This window comes from Nocardia sp. NPDC004260, from assembly GCF_053603155.1.
The window spans coordinates 1-24,093 of record NZ_JBSGEZ010000092.1 but is presented as its reverse complement, the minus strand read 5'-3'; the positions used below and the strand labels follow the sequence as shown (position 1 = coordinate 24,093).

The 24,093-nt window shown below is 67.2% G+C and carries 18 protein-coding genes and 1 pseudogene; 8 read left to right on the top strand and 11 right to left on the bottom strand.

The features are described from left to right. The first annotated feature begins 235 nt into the window (after positions 1 to 235). Positions 236 to 460: a hypothetical protein gene (locus tag ACWEO7_RS33770; RefSeq protein WP_452429300.1), complete on the top strand. Its 225-nt coding sequence runs from the start codon at positions 236 to 238 to the stop codon at positions 458 to 460. Positions 461 to 565: 105 nt separating this feature from the next. Further along, a complete protein-coding gene (locus ACWEO7_RS33765) occupies positions 566 to 2,344 on the top strand; it encodes an ATP-binding cassette domain-containing protein (RefSeq protein ID WP_452429298.1) in 1,779 nt (592 codons plus the stop codon). Positions 2,345 to 2,648: 304 nt separating this feature from the next. Here the strand turns inward: ACWEO7_RS33765 and ACWEO7_RS33760 are convergent, their stop codons facing one another. The 6 genes from ACWEO7_RS33760 to ACWEO7_RS33735 form a co-directional block, all read right to left on the bottom strand. Continuing rightward, positions 2,649 to 4,241 carry an HD domain-containing phosphohydrolase gene (locus ACWEO7_RS33760; RefSeq protein WP_452429296.1) on the bottom strand — a complete coding sequence of 531 codons (1,593 nt, stop codon included), beginning with the start codon at positions 4,239 to 4,241 and terminating at the stop codon, positions 2,649 to 2,651. Between the two features lie 160 nt (positions 4,242 to 4,401). Next, positions 4,402 to 4,620: a hypothetical protein gene (locus ACWEO7_RS33755; protein WP_452429295.1), complete on the bottom strand. Its 219-nt coding sequence runs from the start codon at positions 4,618 to 4,620 to the stop codon at positions 4,402 to 4,404. Between the two features lie 54 nt (positions 4,621 to 4,674). Continuing rightward, positions 4,675 to 4,932: an HPr family phosphocarrier protein gene (locus ACWEO7_RS33750; RefSeq protein WP_452429293.1), complete on the bottom strand. Its 258-nt coding sequence runs from the start codon at positions 4,930 to 4,932 to the stop codon at positions 4,675 to 4,677. Positions 4,933 to 4,958: 26 nt separating this feature from the next. After that, the gene (locus ACWEO7_RS33745; RefSeq protein WP_452429292.1) at positions 4,959 to 6,977 is read right to left on the bottom strand and encodes a PTS fructose transporter subunit IIABC; all 2,019 of its coding nucleotides are present in this window, start codon (positions 6,975 to 6,977) and stop codon (positions 4,959 to 4,961) included. Positions 6,978 to 6,988: 11 nt separating this feature from the next. Then, positions 6,989 to 7,939 carry a 1-phosphofructokinase gene (gene pfkB / locus ACWEO7_RS33740; protein WP_452429290.1) on the bottom strand — a complete coding sequence of 317 codons (951 nt, stop codon included), beginning with the start codon at positions 7,937 to 7,939 and terminating at the stop codon, positions 6,989 to 6,991. Beyond that, positions 7,936 to 8,703: a DeoR/GlpR family DNA-binding transcription regulator gene (locus tag ACWEO7_RS33735; RefSeq protein WP_452429303.1), complete on the bottom strand. Its 768-nt coding sequence runs from the start codon at positions 8,701 to 8,703 to the stop codon at positions 7,936 to 7,938. Before ACWEO7_RS33735 ends, pfkB begins: the two co-directional genes overlap by 4 nt. A gap of 145 nt (positions 8,704 to 8,848) precedes the next feature. Between ACWEO7_RS33735 and ACWEO7_RS33730 the strand changes: the two genes are divergently transcribed. After that, the gene (locus ACWEO7_RS33730) at positions 8,849 to 10,549 is read left to right on the top strand and encodes a phosphoenolpyruvate--protein phosphotransferase (RefSeq protein WP_452429288.1); all 1,701 of its coding nucleotides are present in this window, start codon (positions 8,849 to 8,851) and stop codon (positions 10,547 to 10,549) included. A 35-nt stretch (positions 10,550 to 10,584) separates the two neighbouring features. Here ACWEO7_RS33730 and ACWEO7_RS33725 read toward each other — a convergent pair. Further along, positions 10,585 to 10,707, bottom strand: a pseudogene (locus ACWEO7_RS33725) (lyase family protein); the annotation flags it as partial. Positions 10,708 to 11,142: 435 nt separating this feature from the next. Between ACWEO7_RS33725 and ACWEO7_RS33720 the strand changes: the two are divergent. Beyond that, on the top strand, positions 11,143 to 12,381 hold the full coding sequence (locus ACWEO7_RS33720; RefSeq protein WP_452429287.1) for a GAF domain-containing protein: 1,239 nt from the start codon (positions 11,143 to 11,145) through the stop codon (positions 12,379 to 12,381). A gap of 542 nt (positions 12,382 to 12,923) precedes the next feature. Beyond that, positions 12,924 to 14,747, top strand: a complete 1,824-nt coding sequence (locus ACWEO7_RS33715) for an NAD(P)/FAD-dependent oxidoreductase (protein WP_452429285.1) — start codon at positions 12,924 to 12,926, stop codon at positions 14,745 to 14,747. A gap of 831 nt (positions 14,748 to 15,578) precedes the next feature. On the opposite strand, the gene bla (ACWEO7_RS33710) is transcribed toward ACWEO7_RS33715, so the two are convergent. After that, positions 15,579 to 16,484, bottom strand: a complete 906-nt coding sequence (gene bla, locus ACWEO7_RS33710; RefSeq protein ID WP_452429284.1) for a class A beta-lactamase — start codon at positions 16,482 to 16,484, stop codon at positions 15,579 to 15,581. Between the two features lie 26 nt (positions 16,485 to 16,510). Then, positions 16,511 to 17,413 (bottom strand): class A beta-lactamase, encoded by a 903-nt coding sequence (bla, locus tag ACWEO7_RS33705; RefSeq protein WP_452429301.1) that lies wholly within the window; start codon positions 17,411 to 17,413, stop codon positions 16,511 to 16,513. Between the two features lie 195 nt (positions 17,414 to 17,608). Between bla (ACWEO7_RS33705) and ACWEO7_RS33700 the strand changes: the two genes are divergently transcribed. Next, the gene (locus ACWEO7_RS33700) at positions 17,609 to 18,484 is read left to right on the top strand and encodes a LysR family transcriptional regulator (RefSeq protein WP_452429282.1); all 876 of its coding nucleotides are present in this window, start codon (positions 17,609 to 17,611) and stop codon (positions 18,482 to 18,484) included. Beyond that, positions 18,481 to 19,374 carry a serine hydrolase gene (locus tag ACWEO7_RS33695; RefSeq protein WP_452429281.1) on the top strand — a complete coding sequence of 298 codons (894 nt, stop codon included), beginning with the start codon at positions 18,481 to 18,483 and terminating at the stop codon, positions 19,372 to 19,374. Before ACWEO7_RS33700 ends, ACWEO7_RS33695 begins: the two co-directional genes overlap by 4 nt. A gap of 1,207 nt (positions 19,375 to 20,581) precedes the next feature. Here the strand turns inward: ACWEO7_RS33695 and ACWEO7_RS33690 are convergent. Further along, a complete protein-coding gene (locus ACWEO7_RS33690) occupies positions 20,582 to 21,037 on the bottom strand; it encodes a hypothetical protein (RefSeq protein ID WP_452429279.1) in 456 nt (151 codons plus the stop codon). A 583-nt stretch (positions 21,038 to 21,620) separates the two neighbouring features. On the opposite strand from ACWEO7_RS33690, the gene ACWEO7_RS33685 reads away from it, so the two are divergent. Next, the gene (locus tag ACWEO7_RS33685; protein WP_452429277.1) at positions 21,621 to 22,679 is read left to right on the top strand and encodes an acyl-CoA dehydrogenase; all 1,059 of its coding nucleotides are present in this window, start codon (positions 21,621 to 21,623) and stop codon (positions 22,677 to 22,679) included. 498 nt (positions 22,680 to 23,177) lie between these two features. Here ACWEO7_RS33685 and ACWEO7_RS33680 read toward each other — a convergent pair whose 3' ends face one another. Beyond that, positions 23,178 to 23,654, bottom strand: a complete 477-nt coding sequence (locus ACWEO7_RS33680) for a hypothetical protein (RefSeq protein ID WP_452429275.1) — start codon at positions 23,652 to 23,654, stop codon at positions 23,178 to 23,180. Positions 23,655 to 24,093: the final 439 nt, after the last annotated feature.

The window sequence follows — 24,093 nt, the reverse complement described above, 5'->3', positions numbered from 1 at the left end:
AACACCCAGCAACCAGAAGCCATCCAAACCCCCCGGGCCACGACCCCGCCGAACAGGATAAAAACCCAGCTCAGAGGTTAAAACTCAAGCTAGGGCCAGTTCCGGTGCGTCGCTCTCACCGCGAGGATCCGGTTGTACCGCACCGACCCACGGGGTCGCGGACGGCAAGCCTCCCGCATCACGAGCTCCAGCCAACGTCCTGGCCACTTACACCTGAGCTCGTCCCATGGCCCTGATGGTGCATCTGACGCCGGAGAAGAACGCTCGGCGGATCCGCCGTGCGGGCATCGCCGCGAACGGGCCTTGTCGCGGAGTGTTCTGTATGCCGGTGATGCCGTCCTACGTGCTGTCGCATCAATGGTTGCGCGAATTGCGCCGCGGCGGACAGCGACTGCGTGTTGCGGTTGACTTCCGGATTCCCGACGACGAGCCGGTCCTCGTCGGACACTACGGCGCATGACCGCTGCTGAGGCCGTTTCGGTCATTCTTCACGCCGGGGACGGTGGGCGTGATTTGAGGCAAACGCCTCATGCGACCACGGCGGCGACGGACCGATGATCAGGGCATGACAAAACGAGTTCAGGAATCACGGAGATCAGCGGTCACGACCGAATGGACATTCGAGCCACCGACCGTCGAGCGGGGCGGTAAGCACACTTCGGATCACGCATTCGGAGTCCAGGGCGGCGGGCGGGTCGATGCGGTCAACGTAAGCAGGCAGGTCGGGGCGCGGCAGATTCTCCAGGAGCTGTCGTTGTCGATCGAACCAGGCGAGGTGGTCGCCATTGCCGGCGGCAGTGGAGCGGGAAAGAGCACATTGCTGGAGATCCTCGCGGGACTGCGACCACCGTCTGCTGGGGAGGTTCGGCATGACGGCGTCGTTCGCGGGGCCCGAGTCAGCGCAGATTCCCGTATCGGCTACGTGCCCCAGGAGGACATCATCCACCTCGAGATGCCCCTGCGCCGCACGCTGCGCTACGCGGCGCGGCTGCGGCTGCCCGCAGGCACATCGACGGCCGAGGCGGACCGGGTGGTCGAAGAGACCATGCATGATCTCGACCTGGCTGATCGGGCCGAGGTGCCGGTCCGTGCGCTCTCCGGCGGACAGCGCAAGCGGGCCAGTATCGCCGTGGAGCTACTGACTCGGCCACACCTCTTCTTCCTCGACGAACCCACCTCCGGACTCGATCCATCGACCGCAGCCGACGTGATGCGCCTGCTGCGCCGACTCAGCCAGCGCGGGGTCACAGTCGTCCTCACGACGCATGAGCCGGCCGGCATCGACCGGTGCGACCGGGTGGTATTCCTGGCGCGCGACGGCCACCTGGCCTTCACCGGCAGCCCGGCCGAGGCTCGGCGCTACTTCGGCGTGGAGGATCTCGCCGAGGTGTACGACCGCCTGGCTCGTGAGCACACCCCCCAGATCTGGGCGAAGCGATTCGCGGACAGCGGTGGGAAGTCGAACGCCCGGCTCGGCTCGGCTCTGATGCCCGTCCCTGCCACCAGTTCCGACGTGAAGCGCACGGGCACGGTCCGGCAATGGTGGCTACTCACACGACGCAATGTCGATGTTCTCCTCCGCAACCGGCTGACCCTGGCGGTCCTGCTCGGGTCACCGGTGCTGGTCACTGCGATGATGGCCACGCTGTTCAAGCGCGGCGCGTTCGACCCGCGTAGCGAGGCCGACCTCGGCCCGGCCCAGATCGTGTTCTGGATCGCATTCGCAGGTTTCTTCTTCGGCCTTACGTACGGCCTGCTCCAGATCGTCGGGGAAATGGCCGTCTTCCGGCGGGAGCGCCTGGCCGGACTCAACGTGGGCGCCTACGTGACATCCAAGGTGACAGCGCTGCTTCCGGTACTGGCTGGAGTGAGCGCGGTGCTCCTCGGTGTGCTGCGGGCACTCGGTCGGCTCCCCGCCGTTGGATGGGACGTGTCCGCCGTCCTGTTCGTGACAATTGTGATCGAGGCGACCTCGGCGCTGGCCCTCGGATTGCTCGCCTCGGCCGCGGTCTCCAACGCCGCGCAGGCCGCCCTCGCCCTGCCGATGCTCTGCTTCCCTCAGGTTCTGTTCGGTGGCGCCATAGTCCCCGTTGACGAGATGGCCTTCCCGGGACGCCTGATAAGTCTCGGTCTATCCAACCGCCACGCATTCGAAGCGCTGGGTCGCGACCTGGATCTCGACCGGTACACCGCCACGCTGCCGGCCATGTCCGCCTACGGCGACACCTTCCACGGAGGCACCAGCGCGAGTCTCGTCGCACTCGCCTCGTTTGCCGTTGTCCTCATGCTGGCCACGGTCTGGGTCTTGGATCGGCGATCCCGGCCCGGCGCATCCCGGCGATGATGGCCCAGCGCAGTCGGCCCGCCATATGTCTGAACAGATGTCGGCGGGCCGCGGGCATGCGGCACCGCGAGTCGCTCCCCGGGCCACGAACCGGACGCGCGATGTAGGCTCTGCCAACCCGTGATCGGGACCCGACTGTGCTGATCAGCCGGGTCTCCGGCGCGCTCCGCATGCCGACCTGTCCGGCCGGCAGCCCGTCCACCCTCGACGCGCATCGACTGCACGCCGACCCGATGACGTCGATATCGCACCGGGCAGCATCATGGGTGGTTGCCGAGCTGAGGTACTCGGAGCAGTGGATGCTTCAATTTCCCACGGCCGCATTGACCTGGATGCCCGCCAGACCCCGATCGATCGCGGCGAGACTGGCCTGCGTGCGGTTGTTGACGCCGAGCTTGGCATAGACGCGTTCAACGTGGTTCCGTGCCGTTTTCTCGGCGATGAACAGTTCGGCGGCGATTTCTCGGTTCGACCGGCCCTGCGCGACGAGTCGCAGAATCTGCACCTCGCGGTCGGTCAGCCCGGCCGGCCAGGGCGTCCGCCGCGATATCCGCGGACCGGCCACCGCAAGCACGGCCGCAGCCGATTCGGCGTCGAAGCGTCCGGCACGCGCCTCCTTCTGTAACTGATCGGCAGCGCCGCGAGGATCGAGCGGCGGCCGGTCGGGCCGCGGCTCGAGCAGTCCCTGATAAGCCTCGGCCGTGGCAAGCAGCCGGTCCTGGGCGGTCAACTCCGCGCCGGCGATCCCCCGGGGGAAGCCGGACCCGTCGATCCGTTCCCGGTGCTTCATCGCGATGGGCACCACCGACTCCAAGCCGTTGACTCGGCTCAGTATCCGGCCGGTCAGATCTGGATACATCCGTACCCGTTCCCATTCAGCCGTAGTGAGCGGCCCCTTCTTCTCCCAGATCTGGTTGGACACTCCCATTTTTCCGAGGCCGTGCACTAGGCCGGCACGGTAGAGAAGCGTGATGTCCGACGGCGACATGCCCAGGTGTCGGGCTGCTCTGGCCACCAGATTCGCGACGCCACGCGAATGCCCCAGTGTGAACGGAGATTTGAGATCGACGAAATCAGCCATAGCCTCGAGTAACCCGTCGCTCTCCTCGGCGGTCAGGGTTCGGTCACGATCCGGTGCTTGGGCCAACGCGTGGGTCCATACGTCGATTTCGAGCAACCCGTCCACGATCGCCGTCGCGTCACGATCGAACACCGCCGCCACGGCTGGACTGAACTGACTGCCGCGCCGAGAACGGAGAACATCCTTCGCGTGCTCGAGCCCACCCGTCCGCAGGTGCACCTCGATGACGTCTGCGACGTGAGCGATGTGGATCTCGACCGGGATATCCTCGCCCCGGGAACCGTTGGGCAACCCCCGGCCGTCCCAGCGTTCGAAGACATAGCCCAGCGCCTTTCCGACCTGCCCGTCCAAGCCCATCCGATCGGAGAGAACCCGGGCGGAACTGCAATGCGACTGGATCAGTGTGGCGACCTGGCCACGAGCGGCGACCAGAAAGGTGGTGGCACGGATGCCGCGCTCCCAACCTGGCAACCCGCGTCCAACATGACTCATCATCAGCCGCAGAAACGGCAGGCCGGTCATGTCCACCGTGTAGGTGTCGGCCCGGAAGGCGATGTCGTCGCCGAAGAGCGCGGAGAGTTCGTGGGAATCGGCGTGACAACCGATCCACCCGACCAGATTGGCGTAGTACACGGTCGCTCGCTGTTGCAGGTCGAGGCCCATCCGCTCGGCGATCCGTGTGGCGATCAAGGACGACCGAAGCATGTGTTCCATCGGCTGACCCAGACCGAGGTCGATCGCAAGCGATATCGCGGCCAGCAGTTCAGCTCTACTCAGACCCTTCCGCGAGCCGGGCAGCCTCCCGTGCGGGTGCATCTTCCCATTGTCCACCCGAACAACGGCCATCTCGGCGGAAGACGAGACACCAGCCTGACCACCCCCGGCGGGCCCCACGGCGAGATCAAGCCACCCGATGCCGATCCAGGGGCGTACCCGACGTCGTGGAGCAACTGCCCGATCTTCGCAAGGCAGACCCCTACCCGGCCCTCTCCAGCTGCACGTGCACGATCGGGGAGGAGGCGCCCCACTGGCGCAGCGGTTCGACGATTTCGGCGGCGCCGCCTTTTCCGGAAGCCGGATGGAGGGTGCGGGCCGCCGTGAGCAGGTGGGTGGCGAGCTCGTTGATCAACGGCGACGGCTGACCGGCGGCGATCGCTCTATGCCGGACATGGACCGTCGCGTCCAGCGCGCACATGACCGCCGCCTGCCCCCGGGATCACCGCACACAGCAGGCGGTCCGTGGTGCCGGTCAGGTGTCGAGATCGGCGGCCACCAGTGCGGCGACCTTGTCCAGCGCGGCTTGGTCATCGGTGGTGATGACGATCGGGGTGCCCTGGGTCGCGCCGAGGGTCATGATCATCAGCGCCGAGCCCGCGTCGACCGGATCGCCATCGACGAGCGAGAGGGTGACGGGTACGCCCGCGGCCTGGACAGCTTCGGCGATGATGTTGGCGGGACGGGCGTGCAGGCCGATGGACGAGCCGACCTCGACGGTTGTCTGCGGCATGGCGGGACTCCTTCTGTGGGGGACGATTATCCGGCGGTGACGGTGATGGGGGAGGGCGCGGCGGTTCGCGTGCGGGCCAGTTCTTTGGCGACCGTGACGCAGACCGCGCCGACGAGCGTGCCCGCGGCGAGGGCGGCGAGGAACCAAAGGATGTGGCCGACGGCGAAGAAGACGAAGATGCCGCCGTGTGGTGCGCTCAGCGTGGTTCCGGTGGCCATGATCAGCGCGCCGGTGACGGCGCCGCCGGTCATCATGGACGGGATGACGCGCAGCGGGTCAGCGGCCGCGAAGGGGATAGCGCCCTCGGAGATGAACGACGCCCCCAGTAGCCAAGCCGCCTTGCCGTTTTCGCGTTCGGCGGTGGTGAACAGCCGCGGTCTGATCGCGGTGGCCAGTGCCATGGCCAAGGGTGGCACCATGCCCGCGGCCATCACCGCGGCCATGATGCGCAGTGACGCGGTATCGGTGACGGCCAGTCCGGCGACGGCGAAGGAATAGGCGGCTTTGTTGACCGGTCCGCCGAGGTCGAAGCACATCATCAGGCCGAGGATGATCCCGAGCGTGATCGCGGATGTGCCGGACAGCCCGTTGAGCCAGTGGGTGAGTCCGCTGGTCACCGCGGCGAGCGGCTTGCCGAGCACGATGAACATGGCCGCGCCGACGATCAGTGACGCGAACAGCGGGATCACCACCACCGGCATCAAGCCCCGAGCCCACCGCGGGACGGTGAGGCGCGCGATCCACAGCGCCGCGAACCCGGCGATCAGTCCGCCGACCAGGCCACCGAGGAATCCGGCCCCGACGAACACCGCGACGGCTCCGGCGGTGAATCCCGGTGCGAGGCCGGGGCGGTCGGCGATGGCGAAGGCGATGTAGCCCGACAGCGCGGGCACCAGGAAGCCGAAGGCGAGAGTGCCGAGTTGGAACATCACCGCGCCGAGATAGGTGGCCAGTCCGCCGGCGGGCAACGCAGTCAGCGAGTTGTCCAGCACGATGGTCTTGGCGTTGTCGGCGATCTCGTAGCCGCCCAGCAGGAAGCCGAGCGCGATGAGCAAGCCGCCCGCCGCGACGAACGGGATCATGTAGCTGACGCCGGTCAGCAGGATCTGGCGCAGGCGGGTGCCCCAGCCGAGAGGTTCGGATCGCTCTGTGGCGAAGGGCTTTTCGTCTGGTGCGCGGCCGGTGGCGGTGGCGGCGCCGGGATCGGCCGCGGCGCACAGCGCGTCGGCGATCATCGCGTCCGGCTCGTTGATCGCTCGTTTGACCCCGGAAGCCACGACGGGCTTGCCCGCGAACCGGTCGCGCCCGCGCACGCCGACGTCGGTGGCGAAGACAACCGCGGCGGCGGCCGCGATGACCTCGTCACCGAGGGGAGTGCTGCCGCTGGACCCCTGTGTTTCCACGCGCACGGTGACACCGGCGCGTTTGCCCGCCGCGACCAGTGCATCTGCGGCCATGTAAGTGTGTGCTATTCCGGTCGGGCAGGCGGTGACCGCGACGATGGTGCGCTCGGCAACCGTTTCCTCGTGCTCGAGTGGTGTGCCCGCGGTCGTGTTCTCCGCGGCGGTGATGCTGCGCGCGGTGGTAGCGGGCGCGTCGAGCACGGCCTCGACCAGGCCTACTATGTCCGCGGGTGTCGCCGCCGCGCGAAGGTCGGCGACGAATTCGGGCTTCACCAGCGCACGCGCCAGGCTGGACAGCAGTTTCATGTGTTCGGCTCCCGCGCCTTCCGGCGCGGCGATGAGGAACACGAGGTCGGCGGGACCGTCCGGGGCGCCGAAATCGACCCGCGGGGCGAGCCGGGCGAACGCGAGCGACGCTTCGGTGACGGTCGCGGCGCGGCAGTGCGGAATCGCGATTCCACCGGGAAGCCCGGTCGCGGACTGGGCTTCCCGGGCGAGCGCGGCGTCCCGTAGCTCCGCCGCGTCGCGCGCACGGCCGGTTCCGGCCAGGCGCTGCGCGAGTGCGGCGATCACCGCCTCCTTGGCGGCGCCGAGGTCGGTGTCGAGGGTGATCAGATCTTCGGAGATGATCGAGTCGGCCACTATGGCCTCCTTCAGGTGTTGTGCAGGGCGTCCAGCGCCGTGACGCAGACGGCGTCGAGGTCGATGTCTTGCGGCCCGGGTACGCCGGTCCCGGGAAGTGCGGCGGCGGCGCTGCCGTAGGCGACCGCGTGGCGCAACCGTTCGGCAGGCTCGGCTCCGTCGGAGTCGGCGAGCAGGTAGCCGGCCAAGGCCGAATCCCCCGCACCGACCGTGCTGCGCGGTGTCACCCTCGGCGCTGCCGCATACCAGGCGCCATCTGGGGTTACCAAGACGGCGCCCGCTTTGCCGAGCGTCGCCAGAACCGTCCCGACGCCCCGCTCGACCAGCGTCGCGGCAGCGCGTGCGGCGGCCACCGGATTCTCCAGTCCGGCGGGGTCGGCACTGGTGAGCTGACCGAGTTCCTCGGCGTTCGGTTTCAGCAACCGCGGCGGATGGGAGGCGACGGTGGCGGCGACCGCCCGCAGCGGCGCGTCCGAGGCGTCGATCGCCACCGGAATGCCGCGCAGCCGCCGCAGCAGTGCGACGTACCAGTCGGTGGGCACTCCCGGCGGCAGCGAGCCCGACAGCACCATCCAGGACGCGGCACCGGCGAGGCCGTCGAGCGTCTCGGCCAGCGCAGCCGCGCAGGCAGAGGTCAGCGGCGGACCGGGTTCGTTGATCTTCGTTGTGGTCCCATCGGTTTCCGCGATCGTGAGATTGGTTCGCGCCGTCCCCGGCATCGGAACAGCCCGGTAGGCGATGCCGGCGTCGCCGAGCTGCCGCAGGAGCGGATCTCCGGTGTTGCCGGGCAGCACGGCCACTGTTGCGCGGCCCGCGGCGGCGATCACCCGCGAGACGTTGACGCCCTTACCGCCGGGATGAGAGTTCACGGCGGCGGCGCGGTGCACGGCGCCCCGCTGCAACGCCTCGGTGAGGGTGACAGTGCGATCGATGCTGGGGTTGGCGGTGAGCGTGACGATCATGCCGTGACCACCTCGAGGCCGGACGCGCTGAGTTCGCTGCGCACCGAATCCGGCACGCCGGTGTCGGTGACCAGTGCATCGACATCTTCGACCTCCGCGAATCGCACCAAGTCCTCGCGACCGACCTTGGTGGAGTCGGCGACCACGACGACGCGGTGTGCGCTGGCCACCATGGCTCGCTTGACCGCGGCCTCGTCGATGTCCGGGGTGGACAGGCCGTGCGCGGTGGTGAGCGCGTTGGTTCCGAGAAAGCAGACATCGATCCGCAGTTCGGCGAGCATGCGCTGGGTCTCCGGGCCGACGGCGGCCTGGGTGACGCCGCGGACGCGTCCGCCGAGCAGGTGCAACCGCACCGCGGCGTGCCCGCTGAGGCGGGCGGCGATCGGCACCGAGTTGGTGACCGCTACCAGCTCGCGGTCGGTCGGCAGCAGGGCGGCGATCCGCGCGGTGGTGGTGCCCGCGTCGAACAGAACGCTCCCGCCGGTGGGCGGCAGGAAGTCCAAGGCCGCTTTGGCGATGCGGTCCTTCTCCGCCGCGCGGCTGTGCTCGCGTTCGCCGGTGCCGAGCTCGATCGCGGTCAGCGCCGCGGCCGGTACCGCGCCGCCGTGCACACGCCTGACCAAGCCCATCCGGTCCAGGACCGCGAGATCACGCCGGACCGTCTCGGTGGTGACACCGTACTGGTCGGACAGCTCGGTGACCGATACGCGCCCTCGTTGCCCGACCAGCGTCGCGATCGCCTGCTGCCGTTCCTCGGCGTACATCCGACCTCCCGGTTTCATGTTGGTTTATGTTGTTTTATCTCTGTATGTGTGGCTTTGTCAATGATGTGGCGTAGTGTGGATCACATCGAAGGCTCGGCGGGCATGGATGGGGCTCGCCGGGTCAGCTGTGGAGGTATGCGAAGGAATGACGGGATCTTTGCAGGTAGAAACGGGATCGATAGCACTGGACGGCACACCGGCGGTTCCCGGGGTGGCGTTCGCGCCGGTTGTCCGGCCGAGCGCCCGGCCGCACGTCGCGGAGTCGGCTGATGTGATTCCCGAGTCCGATCGGGCATCCGAGCAGGCGGCGCTGCTAACTGCGGCGACGACGGTCGCGGACCGTTTGCGGGGACGTGCGGCACGGGCCGGTGGCGCCGCCGCGGAAGTTCTCGCCGCGAACGCCGCGATGGCCACCGACCGCGGCTGGCTCGGTGGGGCGCAGAAGCTGATCGCGGCGGGCACGCCGGCGCGCGCGGCGGCGGTCGCGGCCACCGACCAGTTCGCCGAGATGTTCACCAAACTCGGCGGCCTGATGGCCGAACGCGTGACAGATCTCCGGGACGTCTGCGATCGGGTGGTCGCCGAACTGGCCGGCGCGCCCGAACCCGGCATCCCGGTACCGCAACAGCCCGCGATCCTGCTCGCCGAGGACCTCGCGCCCGCGGATGCGGCGGGGCTGGATCCGTCGTTCATCGTCGGTTTGGCCACGTCATTCGGTGGGCCTACCAGCCACACGGCGATCATCGCGCGACAACTCGGCATTCCTTGTGTCGTCGCGGTGGCCGGTCTCGACGCAATCGCGGCGGGTACGCCCGTCTTGTTGGACGGCTCTTCCGGTCGCATCGTCATCGACCCCGATCCCGAGGTCGCGGCACGCGCGGTCGAGCAGTTCCGGGCCCGCACGGCACGCGACGCCGCCTGGGCCGGGCCAGGCACCACCGCAGACGGTCACCGGGTGGAAGTACTGGTCAACGTCCAAGACGGCCCGAGCGCGCAGGCCGCGCGCCGGACACCGGCCGATGGTATCGGCCTGTTCCGCACCGAATTGTGCTTCCTGGACCGGGAAACCGAGCCCGCGGTAGGGGAGCAGGAGCGCATCTACCGGGAAGTGCTCGACGCGTACCCCGGCGCGAAGGTGGTGATCCGGACCCTGGACGCGGGATCGGACAAGCCTCTGCGGTTCGCCGACCATCCCGACGAAGCCAATCCCGCGCTCGGAGTGCGGGGTATCCGCATCGCCGCCCGCGACGCCGGAATCCTCGACCGGCAACTCGACGCGATCGCCCGAGCCGCCGTCGGCCGCGTGCCGGTGCCCTGGGTGATGGCACCGATGATCTCGACCGCGGCCGAAGCGGAATCCTTCGCCGAGAAGGTGCGCGACCGGGGGCTGATCCCCGGCGCGATGATCGAGGTGCCCGCCGCCGCGCTCACCGCGGAAGCGATTCTGCGCCACGTCGATTTCCTCTCCGTCGGCACCAACGACCTCGCGCAGTACACGATGGCGGCCGACCGGATGTCTCCCGCACTGGCCGCCCTCACCGACCCGTGGCAGCCGGCGGTGCTGACTCTCGTCGCGCGCACCGCGGCCGCTGGTCAGCGCATGGGCAAGCCCGTAGGGGTGTGCGGTGAAGCCGCGGCCGATCCGGTCCTGGCTTGCGTCCTGGTCGGCCTCGGCGTCGGATCACTGTCCATGGCAGCAGGCGCCGTCGCCGCGGTAGGCGCCCGTCTTGCCGAGACGACTCGCGAGCAGTGCCGGCGCGCCGCGGATGCGGCGTTGACGGCCGCCGACCCGGCCGCGGCTCGGACGGCCGTGCAGGCGGTCCTCGGCTCGACTCCCGGCGCCTGACCCATGGCCACCTATCTGACATCTGCTCGGGCCCCCGCCATGGTGACGGTCAGGTCGTTGCCGATGGCCTCGAAGGCGACCTGGTTGACGATCTCCGGAATGACCGGGTTGACCTTTCCCGGCATGATCGATGACCCGGCTTGGACCGGCGGCAGGGTCGGGAACTGGTCGTGCAGCGTGCCGCCCCTGATGTCGGCGCAGGCCGATTCGATCGCGTCGGCGCGGCGAGCGCATGCCGAGCTCTCGGTTGGCCTGGCAGGCGGCCTGCTCTACCGCGGCGAGCGTGGCGACGAGCGCCGCGTCGCCATCCGGATCGCCTCGATGACCTCGGCTCCGTGCGGCATCGTGCCCGAGCCGTAGCATGCCAGGACGACTCCACCGGGATACCGCCGGATCGCCGCGCTGAGCGATGCGTCGGGCATGTTCGAGTCCCCGAATTCCCTTCCCACCATTGCTGCGTGATCTACAGCACACATCACGGAAATCCGAGTCACAATCGCTGCAGGCCGTTGCAACATCGGTGGTCGTGCGCATCGGAGCGCGGGGATCTGTGTCGCGTTCGGCGCACCTCGAGCAAAGGGCGGACAGGCACCATGGGCGATTTCAATGCGATCACTCCGGGGACGGATCTCCCCCGCTATGCCCGTGACCTGGTGCGCATGCACGACGCGATGATCGGCGGCGGTCGTTCGCGGTTGCGGCCACGCACGGTGGTGGCGCGGTCCTGGTCGCGGGTGCTGGCGGTGGGTCTGGTGCCGGACCGGCTGAACGCGCGCACGGTGTTGCCCCTCTCGGACGTGGAGAGACGGCGCCGGGAGTCGCCGTTGGTTTCGGTGATCGGTGAGGTGACGCAGCTGATCGCCGGTGTAGCCGACGCGGCGCAGATGATCATGGTGGTGACCGACGCCGACGGCGTGGTGCTCTGGCGGGCGGGGTCGGCGAAGGTGCGTCATCGCGCGGACGGGCTGGGGTTCCAGGAGGGGGCGAGGTGGACGGAGTCGGCGGTCGGTACGAACGCGATCGGCACTGCGCTAGCGGAGGCCGAGCCGGTGCAGTTGCTGTCGGGTGAGCATTTCGAGCAGTCGCAGCATCCCTGGTATTGCACGGCGGCACCGGTGCACGATCCGCGCACGGGTGAGTTGATCGGAGTGGTGGATGTCAGCGGTCCGGCATTGACGTTGCATCCGACGATCACGGCATTGATCGGGGCGGCGGCGCGGCTGGCGGAGGGGCAGCTGCTGCGGCATCAGCAGATACGGCTGGAGCGGTTGCGGATGGCGTCGATGCCGACGTTGTCGTCGTTGAGCGGGCCCGCGTTGCTGGTGGACGAGCACGGGTGGGTGGCGCATGCGGTCGGGGTGGCGGCGGGCCAGCGGATCGCGGTGCCGGATGCGGTGCGGGCAGTGCATGTGCCGGGGTTGGGCTTGTGTGAGGCGGAGCCGCTGAACAGCGGGTGGTTGGTGCGGCCACGCTCGGCCGACGACCGGATCCGGCTGACACTGGATCTGTCGGGTGCGCCGGTGCTGGTGGCGCGGGGCGAATCTGATTGGCGGCGCACGCTGTCCATGCGGCATGCGCAGATCCTGTTGTTGTTGCACCGGCGCGGTCCGGCAGGGATGACTGTGACGGCGTTGAGTGAAGCGCTCTACGGCGACCCCGATCATGCGGTTGCGGTGCGGGCGGAGTTGTCGCGGTTGCGCCGGGTGGTGGGGTCGGTGGTAGAGAGCCGACCGTATCGGCTGGCGCCCGCGGTGGAGATGACGGTGAGTTTCGGAACGGTGCCGGACGCGGCGGACAGTGCGTTCGTGCGGGTCGAGGCTGGGGAACCGTGAGCTGGCGTTTCGGATCAAGGCCGGCAGTTCGCCCTCCGCCAGGCCCACCGCGGTCCCCCCACGGTGATTGCTGCAGGTTCGCCGGTCCTGCTGACGTCCACGCCGGGGAATTCACCGCTGCGCGGACCGGGGTTGCGGTGCACTACGACGGATGCCGAGACTGTTCACAGTGCTCACTCACCCGAACTCTGGAACGAGAACCATTTTCGCGAGCGCGGTGTCGATCGCATTGGTGCCACGGTGGCAGCAGCGCAGACTTCACGGGTGCCACGAGCGCGTGACCGCCGTACTACCGGGGAGCGCTGCCCTCCGATGACGGCGTCGTGCATTCGGCTCAGATCGCGTGCATGGGGAGGTCGGTCCCCGGAGTGATCGCATGAATTCGCCCATGGTGCCTGTCCGCCCTCTGCCCGAGGTGCGCCGAACACGACACAGATCCCTGCGCCCCATCTCGACCGATGATGCAACGTCTTGCAACGATTGTGACTCCGATTCGCATGCCGTGTGCTGTAGGTCACAAACCTTGTGGGAAGGAGAATCCGGTGACTCGGACACTGGAACCGGCGGAGCGTGAGGAATCGGCCGGACCGCAGCAGCGGGTGGACGCCTGGTTGCGCGAGTTCGAATCCGCGCTCGCGGCGCGCGACATCGAATCGGCCGCGGGCATGTTCGCCGTGGACAGCTTCTGGCGTGATCTCGTCGCCTTCACCTGGAACATCAAGACCGTGGAGGGCCGCGGCGGCGTCGTGGACATGCTGCGAGCGCGCCTCAACGACACCGATCCGCGCGGCTTCCACACCACCGAGCCGGTCACCGAGGCCGACGGCGTGCTCACCGCCTGGATCGGATTCGAGACCGCCACCGGGCGCGGCGTGGGCCACCTGCGGCTCACCGACGAAGGCGCATGGACGCTGCTCACCTCGCTGCGCGAGTTGCGCGGCTTCGAGGAGAACAAAGGACCGCGTCGCCCCAAAGGCACCGAGCACGGTGCGAACCGGAACCGTGCCACCTGGGCGGAGCAGCGGGGGCGGGAGGAGAGCGAGCTCGGCGTCACCCGGCAGCCGTACGTGGTAGTGGTCGGCGGCGGTCAGGGCGGCATCGCGCTCGGCGCCCGGATGCGGCAGCTCGGCGTGCCCGCGTTGGTGATCGACAAGCACGACCGGCCCGGCGACCAGTGGCGCAAACGCTACAAGTCGCTGTGCCTGCACGACCCCGTCTGGTACGACCACCTGCCGTACCTGCCGTTCCCCGACAACTGGCCGGTGTTCACGCCGAAGGACAAGATCGGCGACTGGCTCGAGATGTACACCAAGATCATGGAGGTGCCGTACTGGTCCAAGACCACCTGCCGCAGCGCCACCTATGACGAGCAGACCCAGGAATGGACCGTCCATGTGGAGCGCGACGGCGAACCGATGGTTCTGCGACCCAAGCACCTCGTGCTGGCCACCGGCATGTCCGGCAAGCCCAACATCCCGAACTTCCGCGGCATGGACCGCTTTCAGGGCGACCAGCACCACTCCAGCCAGCACCCCGGCCCCGACGCCTACGCCGGCAAGCGCGCCGTCGTCATCGGCTCCAACAACTCCGCGCACGACATCTGCGGCGCCCTCTGGGAAGCCGGCGCCGACGTGACGATGGTGCAGCGCTCCTCGACCCACATCGTCAAATCCGACTCCCTGATGGACCTGGGCCTGGGCGACCTGTACTCCGAACGCGCCTTGGCCGTGGGCATGACCACCGACAAGGCCGACCTCACCTTCGCGTCCATGCCGTACCGGATCATGCACCAGTTCCAGATCCCCGTCTACGACGCCATCCGCGAACGCGACGCCGACTTCTACGCCCGCCTCGAGCGCGCCGGCTTCCAGCTCGACTGGGGCGACGACGGCTCCGGCCTGTTCATGAAGTACCTGCGCCGCGGCTCCGGCTACTACATCGACGTCGGCGCCTCGGAGTTGGTCGCCGACGGCGACATCAAGCTCGCGCACGGTGAGGTGCGCGGACTCACCGAGCACTCGGTGATCCTCGACGACGGCACTGAACTGCCCTCCGACCTCGTCGTCTACGCCACCGGATATGGCTCGATGAACGGCTGGGCCGCCGACCTCATCGGCCAAGACGTCGCCGACAAGGTCGGCAAGTGCTGGGGATACGGCTCCGGAACCACCAAGGACCCCGGCCCCTTCGAGGGCGAACTGCGCAATATGTGGAAGCCGACCCACCAGGATGGCCTGTGGTTCCACGGCGGCAACCTGCACCAGTCCCGCCATTACTCACTGTATTTGGCGCTGCAGCTCAAGGCTCGCTACGAGGGCCTGCCAACTCCGGTCTACGGGTTGCAGGAAGTCCACCACCTGAGCTGAGCCATCTTCGCGGCCGGGTCGCCGTATTCGGCGGCCCGGCTGCTTGAAACTTATTGATCCCACGGAGAACCGTCGATGAGGGCAGCACGTCTCTACGGTCCCGGCGACGTCCGTGTCGAGGAGGTGCCGGAGCCGGCCACCCGGCCAGGGACGGTGAAAGTCGAGGTCGAATGGTGCGGCATCTGCGGCACCGATCTGCACGAGTATCTGGAAGGGCCGAACTTCGCGCCACCCGCGACCACACCCACCCGCTCATCGGCGAAACGGTCCCGATCACCCTCGGTCACGAATTCGCCGGTGTCGTGGTCGAGTTGGGGGAGGATCCGGGCCGCCCGCGCTCCGTCGGCGAGGTACCTTTGGTTCGTGTTCACCCGGTCGCCGACCGATCGCCCGGGCGTCCGGCCCCAGGCCGCGGTCGGAAGCGTGGACCATTCCGGGATCGAATCGTTGTCCGCGTGCGGGCGGCACCGTTTCGATGCCCCAGGCTTTTCGGTCGGGGATGTCCAGCCCGGCGCGGTGGGCTTCCCGTTCTGGATGCGGAAGGGGCGGATTCGTCTCGGATCGGACTGGTGCAGCGGTGTTCCGGGCGTCTCGTGAGTACTCGAGCAGCGTCATCCGTCGCTGTTCGGCGGCTGCCACGGTCTCCGGCGAATGCGCGATGTCCATCGCCAGGACCTCGGATGGGAACTCCTGGATGGCTTTCTCCTCCGGGCCCGGCCCCCAGGGGCCGCTGAGGACTCCACCACGCTGCGAGGCGGCGGAGAGAGCGGTGTTGGCACCGTGGCCGTCACTGAGTCGAGGCGCGTTGCGCGGGGGCCGGACATACCGAAATCAAGTGAGCACGCCTACGACCAGTGCCGCCGTCTCGGCTATGAGCCGCTCGTCGTATGGGGCGTCCCGGTCGGCTTTACTGGACATGATCGCAATAAGCAGTGGCGCGGAGCCTGGAGGCCATACGATGGCGATGTCATTCAGGGTGCCGTAGTCGCCAGTTCCCGTTTTGTCTGCGACGGTCCAGCCTGGGGGGATTCCAGCGCGGATCCGCCGAGCGCCTGCGCTGGTGGCATTGTGCTCTAGAAGATCGCGGAGGTAGGCTCGCTTTTCGGCTGACAGCGCGTCGCCCAGCACGATCTTCTGGTAGTCGGTGCCGAACGCGCGGGGAGTGGACGTGTCCCGCGGGTCATCTGGAGTGGCTTCGGTGATCAGCGGCTCGATCCGGTCCATTCGGGTGACGGTGTCGCCGAGGCTGCGGGTGTACGCGGTCAGTTCGGCCGGTCCGCCGAGATCGCGCAGCAGCAGATTGCCTGCCGTGCCGTCGCTGAAGCGGACCGCGGCATCGCACAGTTGGCCGATCGTCATCCCCGTGGCAACATGCTGCGGGGTGATGGATGCGTTCTTCGTAAGATCGGTTTCGCTGTAAGTGACGACAGTATCCAAGTGTGACAACGGATTACGGTGCAACACGGCCGCGGCTGCCAGAGCTTTGAACGCCGAGCAGAAGGCGAATCGCTCGTCTGCTCGGTAGGCGAGGATGGCGCTGGTGCCGGTAGCGACGGCGTACACTCCCAGGCGCGCCTCGAACGTCCGCTCCAACTCCGCCAGTCGGCTGTGATAGTTGTGTTCGGTGAGAGTATTAGGTGTTGGGGTGGGTGTTCGGCTCGCGCATCCGGCGAGCAAAGGAAGCAATGCTGCCCTGAAAAATATGCGCCGGTCCAGGGACCGTGGCGGCGATGCCATGATTTTCCTCCTTTGACGAGGCACCACTACCTGAGCCCGGCGAGCGCTGCGCGAGCGGCGTCGGCGACTAGAGGATTGTCGGCCTTGGCGTTCTGCTCGGGCTTAGTGGATAGGACCGCGATGACGAGCGGGGAGTGCCCGGGCGGCCAGATGATGGCGACGTCCGCGGCGCCGCCGTAGGCGGGGCTGCCGGTCTTGTCGCCCACGGTCCATTCGGCGGGCAGCGCGGCACGAATCCGGTCGGCTCCGGTCTTGCTGGCGACGAGCCACGACTTCAATTGCGCCCGTTCAGATTCGGCGAGAACATCGCCGAGGAGCAGGTTGCGGTAGTCGGTGGCCAGTGCGGCGGGTGTGGTTGTGTCGCGCTCGTCACCGGGAACGGCGGTGTTGAGCTCGGTCTCCCAGCGGTCCAAACGCGATGTGGTGTCGCCGATGGACCGCAGGAACGCGGTGAAACCCTCCGGGCCGCCGAGAAGTTTCAGCACCTGGTTGCCTGCGGTGTTATCGGACAGGGTGATCGCCGCGTCACACAACTCGGCAACGGTCATGCCGGTGTCGGCGTGCTTCTCTGTCACCGGCGAACTCTGGACGAGTTCTGAGCGGGAATAGTGGATTAACTGATCGAAGTAACCCGTCGACAACGAATGGTCGCGAAGCAGAGCACCGCAGGCGAGACCCTTAAATGTTGAAGCCATCGGGAACCTCTCTTCGTCCCGATAGACCACCGTGCGGCCGGAGCCGGTATCGGTCGCGTACACACCCAGCCGGGCGGTGTGCTTCGTTTCCATCCCGGTGAACAACGAGGTCGCTGCCGCCGCCGGTGCGGTGTGCGAGGCAGGCGGCACATCGGTGTCCGACCCGCATGCGGTGGTGATGAGGGACAGCGTTGACACCGCCAGGACAGCGAGAAGTCGACGGTGACCGAGCAGGCCACTTCGACTGGAAATGGAAGTGATCACCGACGCACCACACCATCGACACGCGAGCCGACACCAATACCCAGCTCCGGCGCGAACGAGTCGACTTCGGTATCGACGCAGGTTTGCCCGCTGTTTCAGCCCTCGTGCAAACCGCGGACTTGGTCAGCGAAACCGATGCTTGCGACCCGCTGGTTCAATGACCGCATGGACCTGATCCGCCACCTTCGCTTCTTCGTCTCCATCGCGGATGAGGGGCACTTCGGCAGGGCTGCGGCCGCGCTGGACATGACCCAGCCTCCGCTGTCGCAGGGACTCAGACGCCTCGAACGGCAGCTAGGCGTGGACCTCATCCGACGCACCCGACTAGGAGCCGTGCTCACGCCGGCCGGTCTGCAGCTGCTCCCGCGCGCTCGGCTGCTCGTGGACGACGCCGAGCGCTTGCTCGCGGAGTCTCACCGCATCGCGAACGCCCACGGTGCGGTGCACTGGGGCTCTATCGCGGCACTGCCCGATCGGGTGGTCACGGCATGTGTTGGTGCCTTGCGCACCGTCGTCGCCCCAGGCGCCGCGGTGTCCACTACGGTGGGCACGAGCGTGGACCTGGTCGCCGATGTGCGCGCAGGAGTTTTTGATGTCGCGGTCGTCGAGCATCCAGCCCTGGTCGACGGTGTCGAGGTTCGCCCAGTCGTCAAGGTGCCGCGGTGGCTCGTCGTGCCATCGGATCATCGCATTGCGGCCGCCGAACGTCCCACCTTCCCCATGCTCGCGGGACTGAATTTCGCCTGTCCGCCTCGCGCCGCAAACCCACCCGCCTTCGACACCGCCGTGGACCTGCTGCGCGAGCGAGGCCTGGACGCACCGACCGTGCCCGCGCCCGACGATCTCACCGTGTTCGCGGCGGTGGCAGCTGGAACGAGTTTCGGTCTCACCGCCATGCAGCCGTCGTCCACGCCCGGCGTGGCGTGGCTGTGCATCGCACCGCAGGCGGTTGCCCTGCGAGTTCGCGTCGTCCACCGCCGCGGTGCCGACACCCACGCCGACGCGGTCGACCGGGTGCTCTATCGGGAGCGACTGCGGTGAGTACCATCGAGAACAGGATTCGTGCCGTTTTCGCCGATGCCGGATGCAGCGGCTGGTTGCACGCCCGCCGGTGCGACGGCTCCGCGGCGGAGGTCTCCGTGGGCGGCGCCGAGCGGGTCGTGCTCGCGTCGGTGTACAAGCTGCCGCTGTTCATCGCGTTCTGCCGCCTTGTCGACGCCGGGCGCATCGATCCCGCTACCCGCCTGACCGTGATCCCATCCGACTGCACCCCCGGGCCAACCGGCATCGCCGTCATGCGGGATCCGGTCACCATGAGCCTGCGTGACCTCGCAACGTCGATGATGACCGTCTCGGATAACGCGGCGGCCGATATCTTGCTGGGGGAGGCGGGCCTCGGTGCCGTCGAGAGGCTGCTGGATGATCTGGGCCTCGATCACACCCGCATCGTGGGCGGCACCGCCGACCTGCACCGCAGCCTCGTCAAGGATACCGACACACACAGCACCGCAGAGGCATTCGCGGTGCTAGCGCAGAATGACGACGCGTGGTCGGTGTCGGCATACGATCCCTCGTACACTAGCGCGACGACACCCGAGGAGATGACCCGACTGCTTCGCGCACTATGGAGTGGCACGGTGCTGTCCGCAGAGCAGACCGATTTCGTACGCACTGTCATGCGCCGCCAGGTGTGGCCGCATCGCATCGCCGCCGGCTTCCCCCATCGCAGCGTCTCGACGGCGGGCAAAACCGGAACCATCGGGGTTATCCGCAACGAGGTCGCAGTTGTCGAATTTCCCTGCGAACACCCTGTTGCGGTCGCCGTATTCACCCGAGCGGCCCGCGCCGACCCGCATCTACCCGCCGTCGACGCCGCTATCGCCGAGACTGCCCGCATCGCCGTCACCGAGCTTCGACTCCCCCTGCCGTAGAAGTAGCGGTTGCGGGGCGCGGCTCCAGCTTACTTTTGGGCGGCAGTCTGTGGGTTTGCTAATCGAGGCCGCAGGTGTTCCAGCGGTAACGGGATTCCGGCTTTCCGATGGCCCAACGCCAACGGCGGCCGTGCCGTCCGTTGCGGTTCGATTATTTCGACAGCGATTTATCGTGCGACATATCCTTGCGCGGGCCCCGAAGGGACAAAAGCACTTTTATCCAGAGAGTTTTGTAGCTCTGCGGATCTCGACTCCTTGCTGGCCGCGGTTTACGCGCGGCTGATCGACGAAGAGATTGCCGTCTGCCGCTCGGCGATCGCGAACACGAGTGGGGCCTCCGAAGGCGCCCGCGCCATGATCGACACGCTCACACGAGGGGAATCCCGGTCGCGCCCGCGTCAAGCTACGCGAGGTCCTCAGCGGCGGGCCGGTTACCCGTCGTCAGAGACAGGACGGACTGCGCCAGCTTGCCCAGCTGGTCGCCGACCTACTGCCTCAAAATTCGACTCTGAGCAGGACCGACATACTTCTGCTCGGGCTCGCGACAGTAGCGGCCGCCGACGAGCTCCTGCTCACGTGGATCGACGGTGAACAGGGGCTTACGCGCGGCGCTGTGGTCGACCTGGTGATGCTGATGTTCGATGCGATGGCTCACCGGATGAGCTCCGGATTTCCCGCCGACCTGAGCGCGAGAACGTGACCGAAGCCAATCGCGGCCAGCGTGTGAACAAAGCAGCTGTCGCCAACCTCGATTCGAACCTGAATGCACACGGGTCGCGTTCCTGCGCTGGCTCGTTCACGACGCCGACCGGCGCCCGCACCCTCTACCACTGGCACACACGCCCACCCACGCCCCGCCTCGAATGATCCAAATGCCGGAGCCTCTAGCTCTGTCCGTTTTCAGCGATCCCCGCATCCCGGATCTCGACTTTGCGGTCGAGTGGTTCGGTGAGGAATTGTGCCCTTTGGATTTGGCGTCGGAGTAGACCGCGGCGATGTCGGCGACCCGCATATTCAAGAACGACGAGATCGGATCACCTGGATCAGGCCTATCACCGGCAGGTTCGCGACACCCGCCGACGTCGAGTCCAGCACGGCGCTGCCCGCTCCTGTCACTCGGCCGGTGATCTCATGGCGGGGAATGTAGGGAAACTCCACGGGGAACGGGCCGAATCCTGCGTGACGCGGCGGCCGCGTTGTGATTGGCTCATTGGAGGGTTCGGGCGCGGACGAAGGGGAGCTGTGCTGGGGTCGGGGTGCCGGGCCGGTGGGCTTCGATGAGGTCGAGATGTTTGGTGAGGCCGGACAGGCTGGTGATCCGGGCTTGGCTGGAGGGTGTACCGGCGAGCAGGATTTCGATTCGGCAGTCGCTGATGACGTTGGTCGGTGCGGAGCGGTCGAGGGTGACCACGATGGTGGTGATCGGTTGCAGGCCTTGGGTTAATTGGTCATCGCTGATGTCGGAGGGTGGGTAGTCGAAGGTGAGAACTTCCGGGCCGGAGCATTCACCGATGAAGTTCCAACCGCGGGCGCGCAGCACGATGTCCAGCCCGCCGAAGACACGCATGTCTGCTTCGGCCAGCGGGTGCCCGCAAGTGGTGCCCAAAGCCTGCAGGACGCTGGTCGGCGGGTAGCGGCGATGCCGGATCTGCGACTGCCTCACGGTGAGACCAGCTGCCCGCGGTGTCGCACGGTGGCGGTTTGCGTGTGCTGTGGCCATGGCCAGTGATGTTCGCAGCTCGGGTGCCGATCATCGTGCTGACACGCGCAGCCAGTGTCGTACCGGCCTTGCTGGTGTGGTGGTCAGTGCTGTTGGTTCCTCACCCAGGGTGTATTTGGGGGTTTGCCGAACTGGACGCTTGTGAGATTGAAAGTAGTCCGACTGTGGATGAATCGGCGAATGCCTCTGGCCCCAAGGCGGTTCGCGGGTGTGAGCTTTCTCGTTCGCCTCTTCCGGTGACGTCTCGCTCCAACGGTCAGGAGATCACCCAGCCCGCGCCACGCCGAATCCGTTGACGGTCATCGAGTTTTGCCAACTCGTCGCGGCATAATCTCTCGACACGTTGTGGGAGAAAACCGACCGACCGACTGTTCCCCAGGGTGGCTGATGTCGCGGTTTGCAGCCCGTTGATACACGTTTCGACGACCGAGAGACCGAACAGTTTGCTGCCGCCCGCGGCCTGACCGGCAGATCCACCGAATGATGACTCGAACCGCGCCGATCGATGATTCGGAGAGGAGTGATTTTGGGTTTCACCGGAGTCGACAGTGAGGACGCTGTCGCCGAAGCTGTCGTGAGCGTGCTCGAACGCGATAATGCGCGTGATTCCACGTTGTGGCCGAAATTCGCCGAGGCCGGCCTCCTCTCGGCCGCATTGCCCAAGCGCTGCGGCGAGGATACGGGCCTGCTCGAGATGTCGGCCATGCTCACCGAGCTGGCCACCGACGCTGTGCAAGTGCCGGCCTTGACAACACTCGGCTTCGGAGTTCTACCACTGGCACAAGCCGCTCCGAAAAGTCTGACTGAGAAGATTTTCCCTGCTGTAGCGCAGGGTGCGATACTCACCGCCGCGCTCAATGAGCCCGGTGCACCGTTCGTGACGACTCCGAAGACAGCGGCGGTCATCGAGGGTGGGGCGGTGCGGATCACCGGTCACAAGGTGTGTGTCCCGTATGCCGAGTCGGCACGCTGGATTCTGGTGCCCACGGATTGCGGTGTCGCCGTCGTGGAGTCCTGCGCAGCCGGAGTCAGGTGTGTCCGAAGCCCCGGTGTGAGTGGTGCACCGGAGTATTCGGTGTACTTCGAGCAGGTCGAGATCCCGGCGGAACAGTTGTTGATCGACGGCGCCGCGCCGCTGCATCAGCTGGCGGTGGCAACGATCGGGTGCGTCGCCGACGGGCTGCTCAAGGGACTGCTGAGGGTGCTCACTGAACACATTCGTATCCATCGTCAGTTCGGGCTGGCACCCGCCGCATTCAACGCGGCGAGACGAGAGTTCGAAGAGGTCCAGGACGTGTCGCGGCTGTTGCAGACAGCCTCGCGGTCGGCGATTCAGTTGCTGTCGCATCGAGACGACCACCTCGAGTATGACGAACGGGTCCGCGACGAACTCGGCACGCTCGCTCGCTGGGTCACTGCACAGCTGCCCGCGGCGATGAGCAAATGTCATCGCCTGCAGGGCGGCCCTGTCACTGCGGAGCCGTTCCGCCGCTATTACGCACAAGCCGACGACCTGGCGCGCTGGCTCGGCGACTCGCTTACGGTGTTCTCTCCCCCGGAGAAGGTGCAGCACTCCCGGGCTTGAACCAGCCGCACGTGCGGAAACGGGAGACCACATGGGCGGTGTAGCGGTGGCGGGAAGGCGGATCTGACCGATGCCGAGCGGGCGTGGCCGGCGCGCCGTTGCTGCCTCGCGGTAGAAACGGCGCGCCGCCCACCAGTGCGGACCGAAGGGCAGCTCATCGACGGAATCCTGGCTCGCGAACTCAGGCGGCCCTGCCTAACCCTGTGAATGTATGGACTCGCTGAGGGTCAGTCGACACACCTGGAGACCGCCCGGCGAGGGAGGTGCCGAGCGGATCCCAGGCGTGTAGTTGTCCTCCTGCGCTGTCACGCGCTCCGAAGCGGCGCGACCCGCGACAACGGAGATCATCGAGTCCGACCCGGCCGATGCCTGCCACCGCGGTTCACTTGTGTCTCGGTGTGTTCTGGGTACCCGCGTACTTGCGGGAATCCACCACCTACGGTCCCGCGGCACTATTGAGTCGCCCGAGAATCGTTACAACCAGTGGCACTGTCGGGGTCACAGTGATATTTCGGATAGTTCCCACGCGCCGAGGGGGTCGCGGGAGTACCAGTGGCCGGTCCATTCCCGACCGGACTCCAGGGCGGCGTAGAACTCTGCGTCATCAGGCAGTTCGGGGGTGTGAGCGTGCACGATGCCGGGTTGGGCGTGGTAGAAGCGGCGGGCGCGTTCCACTGAGCGGGCGGCGTATTCGGCGTGGTAGGCACGCTGGGTGATCAACCACTCCTCGCTCGTGCGCGTGCCGGGCTGGCCGCCGTAGTCGAGGGGGTAGTGCATCTGGTACTCCAGCCGCGCCCACTGCTCGCCGGCGCGGTCGTGCAACCACGCGATCCATGCGGGCAGTTCTGGTTGCGCGGCAAGCGCGCGAATGGCGAATCTGCCCGCTGCATCAGGGTTTTTCGGATCGCGTTGCGCCGAGGAAGCGGCTGAGTCGACGCGGTTGCGTTCCAGGTCCTTCCGATGCCTACCTCCCATAGCAGGCAACTATAGATCTTGATTCGGGTTCGTCGGTGCCGGTTCCCTTCAATTGCCGGTCACCCCGGGAACGGACGAAAACGGCACGGTCGCGGTAGCGGTGACGACGGCGGGGGATGGGGGCGGTAACCCGTTGTCGTCTTCGGTGTCGTGGCACCGCTCAAATGGCGTTCGCTCGGCTGGAATCACAATGACAGCGAAAACCGGTCAGATGACCATTCCGCGTCCGAATCGTCATCCGACCGAATAAACGAGCAGCATCGTGTCGGATGCCGCAAAGTAGCAGAGGTGTTTCCCGATTTCGAGTAAACCGCTCCGGCAGCCCGAAAGGGGCCGCCTGTGAAGGCGGATTCTAGGGATCGTTGCAACACGTGGTCGTTTGGTTCAGGCCGCAAGTAGTCTATGCAGGCGCTCGGCTGGGGTTTCCCAGCCGAGCGTT